General features: G+C 40.7%; 7 protein-coding genes. 4 read left to right on the forward strand and 3 right to left on the reverse strand.

Annotation, left to right across the window (positions count from 1 at the left end; all coding sequences use genetic code 11):
• Positions 1-113 precede the first annotated feature (113 nt).
• From moaB to BZG80_RS15385, 4 genes are read left to right on the forward strand one after another with little or no spacing between them, the layout of a single operon-like run.
• Positions 114-650, forward strand: a complete 537-nt coding sequence (gene moaB, locus BZG80_RS15370) for a molybdenum cofactor biosynthesis protein B (protein ID WP_021022853.1) — start codon at positions 114-116, stop codon at positions 648-650.
• Positions 651-652: 2 nt separating this feature from the next.
• Complete coding sequence (gene moaC, locus BZG80_RS15375; protein ID WP_021022854.1) at positions 653-1135, forward strand: cyclic pyranopterin monophosphate synthase MoaC; 483 nt, start codon at positions 653-655, stop codon at positions 1133-1135.
• Entirely contained in the window at positions 1128-1373 is a 246-nt protein-coding gene (locus BZG80_RS15380) for a MoaD/ThiS family protein (RefSeq protein ID WP_021022855.1), read from the forward strand. The genes moaC and BZG80_RS15380 overlap by 8 nt, the downstream gene beginning before the upstream one ends.
• Positions 1374-1375: 2 nt before the next feature.
• Entirely contained in the window at positions 1376-1834 is a 459-nt protein-coding gene (locus BZG80_RS15385) for a molybdenum cofactor biosynthesis protein MoaE (RefSeq protein ID WP_021022856.1), read from the forward strand.
• A gap of 38 nt (positions 1835-1872) precedes the next feature.
• On the opposite strand, the gene moeA is transcribed toward BZG80_RS15385, so the two are convergent.
• From moeA to BZG80_RS15400, 3 genes are all read right to left on the reverse strand, one after another.
• Positions 1873-3105, reverse strand: a complete 1233-nt coding sequence (gene moeA, locus BZG80_RS15390) for a molybdopterin molybdotransferase MoeA (protein ID WP_077679750.1) — start codon at positions 3103-3105, stop codon at positions 1873-1875.
• A 1-nt stretch (position 3106) separates the two neighbouring features.
• Positions 3107-3766 carry a two-component system response regulator NarL gene (gene narL / locus BZG80_RS15395; protein WP_021022858.1) on the reverse strand — a complete coding sequence of 220 codons (660 nt, stop codon included), beginning with the start codon at positions 3764-3766 and terminating at the stop codon, positions 3107-3109.
• Positions 3759-5447 (reverse strand): histidine kinase (locus BZG80_RS15400; RefSeq protein ID WP_131827570.1); only part of this gene is annotated, 1689 nt, incomplete at its 5' end. The genes BZG80_RS15400 and narL, both read right to left, overlap by 8 nt.

A 5447-nucleotide genomic window follows, 5' to 3' on the forward strand; every position in this document is an offset into this window, starting at 1 on the left:
GTGTGACAAACTCGCAGTCAGTTCAGGTGAGTTATGTGTCAATCATGATGAACTACACAATTGTAATACACCCGAAGAATGGCACTATGCGAAACACCTATTGGAGAGTATAAATGGCTGATCATACATCAAACTTTGTTCCTTTAAATGTAGCGGTGTTAACTGTTTCAGATACCCGAAAAAGCTGTAATGACACCTCAGGTAATTTTCTATCTTTATCGGTAAAAGAGGCCGGTCACCGTGTTAATGAACACCTAATCGTGCGTGATAGTATCTATGATATTAGAGCGGCTGTGTCTAGATGGATAGCTGACGATTCTATCTCTGCCATAATAATTACTGGTGGGACAGGGTTTAGTGATCGAGATTCGACACCAGAAGCAATTAAGCCTCTTTTCGACAAGGAAGTTGAAGGGTTTGGTGAAATATTTAGGTTGGTGTCTTATCAAGAAATTGGCACCTCGACCATTCAATCTCGTTGTGTAGCAGGTATCGCGAATAGAACGATCATATTCGCTCTACCTGGATCGACAGGTGCATGTAAAACAGGTTGGAAAACGCTAATCAAGGAACAGTTGGATGCCGAACATGGCCCATGTAATTTTGTTCCTCACATTGCTGATGCGAATGAATGTGTGTCGAGAGGCTAATTATGTGTGAGTTTAGTCATATCAATGCCACAGGCCAAGCAAATATGGTCGATGTCAGCAACAAAGGGATAACGAGGCGAGAGGCAGTTGCGATCGGAACTTTAAAAATGTCTCCATCGACTGTAAATAGCATCAAAGAGAATCAGATTAAAAAAGGGGATGTCCTTTCAACTGCCAGGATAGCAGGGATCCAAGCAGCAAAAAAATGCTCTGACCTTATCCCACTGTGTCATCAACTGAATCTATCAAAAATATGGATAGACTTTGAGCTCCTTCCTAACGGTATTCAAATTACTTGTGGTTGTATTTTAGATGGCAAAACAGGGGTTGAGATGGAAGCATTAACCGGTGTTTCGGTAGCGGCGCTTACCTTGTTTGATATGTGCAAAGCTGCCGATAAAAACATGATTATCGAAGGGGTTCACGTACGACATAAATCTGGTGGACAGTCTGGTAGTATAGACAGAGGAATGGGTTATGATTGAAATCAGGTTTTTCGGTTTGCTAAGAGAAAGGATAGGTGAAAGTGTCATTAGCCTTGAGGTACCAACTCCTCTACCTGTTTCTGAATTGATAAAACATCTAATCGAACAGAACACAGCTTTTTTATGGCTTAATGATCTTGATGTAATATCCGCGGTCAATCATACGATTGTAGAGAGCGACTTTTCGATCAATAAAAATGATGAAGTCGCGTTTTTCCCGCCAGTTACTGGGGGCTAATTATGTATAGGATTCAAGAAGATCACCTAGATATAAATCAGCTTACTCAAGCACTGACTGAGAGCAGCAGCGAATGCGGTGCCATTGTTACCTTTGTTGGCCGAGTGCGTGGGAGTTCTGAGAAAAACCGAAGTGTCAAAGAGATATATTTAGAAAGCTATCTATCAATGACAAACAAAGCAATGATGGAAATTACCGAGGAGGTCCAGCTTAGATGGAGTGCAGTAGAAAAGATTTCTATTGTGCATCGCATAGGTGTGATTGGGCTTTGTGAGCCAATTGTATTTGTTGGTGTGTCCAGCAAACATAGAAAAGATAGCTTCGAGGCAGCCAGCTTTATTATGGACCAGCTAAAAATATCAGTACCTTTATGGAAAAAAGAAAACATTGAGGAACAAGGTTGGGTGTGGGTAAGCGCTAAACCTTCAGACAAACAAGCGGCTTTGCGCTGGCGTCTATAATGGAAATTAGGGTGACGTCATCTAGTCACCCCTTAGTCTTATAAACCGGGAATGAAGGCAAAGGGAAGCACCTCAACACTGACCCCCTCCGCGACATCCTCACTATCTTTCGGTAAGCGAATGAGGCAGTTAGCTTTGCATACAGACATAAGTAATGCCGAGCCTTGTGCCCCTGAGCTTGCGACGCTTAATTGTCCTTGCTCGTTTATTGAATAAATACCACGTTGGTAATCTGTGCGCCCAGGACGTTTTTTTAGCGATGTGGTTAATGTGGCGGTGAGCCATTGTGGGTAAATGGTGGAACTACCGCTCAGCTTTAATAAACCTGGAATAGCTAGGATCTGACAGGTGAGCAATGCCGATACTGGATTACCTGGTAAACCGAAAAATGGGGTAGCTCCCACATGTCCAAAAGCAAACGGTTTACCTGGCTTGATAGCTAATTTCCAAAAATCAATGTCACCTTGTTCTTTGAGTACTTCTGTTGTGAAGTCTGCATCTCCAACCGATACACCTCCCGATGTTATTATCGCGTCAGCATCCTCTGCTTTTTTGATTGCTGTTTCTATCGCTTTTTTATCATCAGGAATGATGCCAAGATCTAAAATGTTAAACCCAGAGGCTTTGAGTAAGTGAATAAGCATTGGTTTGTTTGAGTCATAAATAAGTCCAGGGGCTTTGGTCTTATTGACTGAGATTATTTCATCACCGGTTGAGAAGATAGCGATGGTGACAGGTTGGTATACATTGACTTCTCTCATACCAAACGTTGCCATAATAGCTATATCGGCAGCATTGATCTTTTTATTTTTTTTGAGTACAACTTGCCCTTCTTTTATATCTTCTCCTTTTAATCTGATATTTTGCCCGGCTTGAGGGGTGGAATGTACCTGGATCCTTTTTCCTTGAACTGTGACTTTTTCTCTCATTACAACAGTGTCTATTCCTTCTGGAACCGTAGCCCCCGTCATAATTCTTATGCATTCACCGCTTTTGATGGAGCCCCTAAAGGGATGCCCAGCTAATGACTCCCCAACTTCTTTAAATTCACTATGACGCTTGAAATCGTCATGAATAAATCCAAATCCGTCCATTGCTGAATTATCACAAAAAGGCGTATCAAAGGGTGCAAAAATATCCTCAGCGAGGTACCGACCACCCGCAATGTCTAACTGAACGATTTCAGTTTTGTTTTTAAACTCAATAGCATCTACGATTTTTTCTTGCGCATCTTCGACTGCTAATACCGATGCTTCGTTACAGCATTCCATTTCAAACCTCTTTATCTTCGTTAACCATCCAAACCGCGGCTTCTACTCGGGAGCGTAGGTTTAACTTTTTTAGTAGGTGCTTTACATGCACTTTGACTGTCCCATCAGATATATCTAGCTCTCTGGCAATAAGCTTGTTACTCAGTCCTTTTGCGATCAATTTGATGATTTCTTTTTCTCTGGCGGTGAGGCTTGACAATGTTCGCTGGTCACTGTGGGGAGCAGGCTGGCGTAGTGCGCCCGCAAGTGTTTGTGTGAGTTTAGGACTGATTGCCATTTTTCCCACAGCCGCTTGCTTAATGGACTCAACGATATCGTCAGGATCCATATCTTTTAGTAAATATCCGTCAACACCTAACCTTATCGCTTCGACAACATCATCATCTTGGTCAGAGACAGTTAACATGATAATGCGTCCTGTATAACCAGAATCTCTGAGTGCTCGTATCGTTTCTAATCCATTCATGCCGTCCATATTAAGATCTAACGTTACTAAGTCTGGGTCGAGCTCTGTTACCAATCCGACCGCATCATAGCCAGAGTCAGCTTCTCCAACCACTTTTAAGTCATTATCCAATGAAAAGAGTTGCGACAAACCTCTGCGAAAAACAGGGTGATCATCGACCATTAAGATCGTCCCAATTGATGAATTTTCAGTCATAAGTTTTCTCTACATCTAAAGGAATGTTAAATTCAGGTTGGAAGTCAAATCTAACCTCTGTACCACCTTTTGCGTGATTACCAATTGTAAGCGTGCCTTTTAAGCTTCTACTCCTTTCCTTCATAATAGCAAGACCATAGTGGTTTTCTTTTTTGGCTGATGTATCAATTCCGATCCCGTCATCATGAATTAACAAAGTGACGTAACCATTTTTTTTGCGACTTGTAAGAAGAATAACGATTTTACTTCCTTCGGAATGATGAATGGCATTCTGTACTGCTTCTCTAGCGATTTGTAGTAGGTGAACTTGCTCAGTAGCCGAAAAAGGCATATTTTTAATTTCATTATTAAATTTAATTTCTTTATCACTGAAACGATCTGATAATTGTTTAAAGCTTTCCTGGAGTGCCTCGTGTAAGTTACTACCCTCAAGTTTTAATCTGAAAGTGGTCAACAGTTCTCTGAGTTCCTTGTATGCACCATTTAACGCAGTTTTTATATCTGAAATCGTATTCTCGATACTGATATCAACCGACGGATCAGTGAGTCCTTTTTGTAATACAGCAACCTGTATTTTTAAGTAGGACAGTGCTTGTGCGAGAGAGTCATGTAACTCACGCGCGATAACGGTACGTTCACGAGCGAGTGCTAATCGCCGTCCCTCGTCTTGGCGATGTTTTAAACTTAATGTAATCGCGAACTGCTCTGCAACAGACTGAATAAGCTGTGATTGCCAAGGATGGAGTGGTTCATGGTTACGAGGTACACAGTTCAATACACCGAAATGATTATGATCATAGACGAGAGGAAATGTGTAGGCTTCCTCGGATTCCAGCGGACTATCGAAGCTTACACAATCACTGCAATCTCGATTGCGGCAGCTCAATGGCAAGATACTCTTTTTAGTATTTAAATGATGGTAGGGTTTGGTGCCATTTTCTGTCATCAGACATAGCTCTAACCCTTCAATACCTGTTACTTCTGACAGTTTCGAAAGATGTGGTTGAAAATCAATATTGCTTCCATGGGAGTGATTGGATTTATTGGAAATAGAGTAAAGTAGTTGAATAGACTCATTGGTTCTTTCTAGCTGCTTTGTTTTTTTTCGCACTTTCTCTTCCATGCGAATATGTGAGTCATTAATAGCTCTAACCATTCTGTTAATGGTTTTGGCAAGAATTGATAGTTCGTCATGACCATGCTCATCAGCTTGAACTGTGTAGTCACCTTGACCTATTTTAGTCGCTATTATCGTTAAATCTGAGAGTGGGCGTCTAATGAGATGGTTGACCATATAAATCGCTAAGAATATAAATGAGATTGTAATTAAAAGAGATGCGGCTTGTATTTGTCTGATCAAACGGTTGTTGTCTTCAGCATGTACTTGATAAGTTTTTACTAGATGGTCGATGTTAGCAACGAGATCGTTTAATTTTCTTTCTAGCTTATTCAGTTTTTGGTTTGTTAGATGTGAATCTAAAATTAGCGGCTTAATTTCATTGTTCCAATCGTACCAGATAGCGTCATGTAATTTTTTCTTTTCCGTTTTTTTAGTAGCTTGCATTAGTACAGGATTAGACAATTTTTTCTCAAAATCACTTATTAAACGGTCTATTTCTTCAGATTTATTATTGGTTATTTTCTTATTCAAAATAAGATAGGATTGCATACGCATTGAACC

It is taken from the genome of Salinivibrio sp. MA440, from assembly GCF_001996265.1.
GTDB lineage: Bacteria > Pseudomonadota > Gammaproteobacteria > Enterobacterales > Vibrionaceae > Salinivibrio > Salinivibrio costicola.

Coding starts and splice junctions, on each gene's coding strand:
- moaB (WP_021022853.1), top strand. CDS start 114: ATGGCTGATCATACATCAAACTTTGTTCCTTTAAATGTAGCGGTGTTA.
- moaC (WP_021022854.1), top strand. CDS start 653: ATGTGTGAGTTTAGTCATATCAATGCCACAGGCCAAGCAAATATGGTC.
- BZG80_RS15380 (WP_021022855.1), top strand. CDS start 1,128: ATGATTGAAATCAGGTTTTTCGGTTTGCTAAGAGAAAGGATAGGTGAA.
- BZG80_RS15385 (WP_021022856.1), top strand. CDS start 1,376: ATGTATAGGATTCAAGAAGATCACCTAGATATAAATCAGCTTACTCAA.
- moeA (WP_077679750.1), bottom strand. CDS start 3,105: ATGGAATGCTGTAACGAAGCATCGGTATTAGCAGTCGAAGATGCGCAA.
- narL (WP_021022858.1), bottom strand. CDS start 3,766: ATGACTGAAAATTCATCAATTGGGACGATCTTAATGGTCGATGATCAC.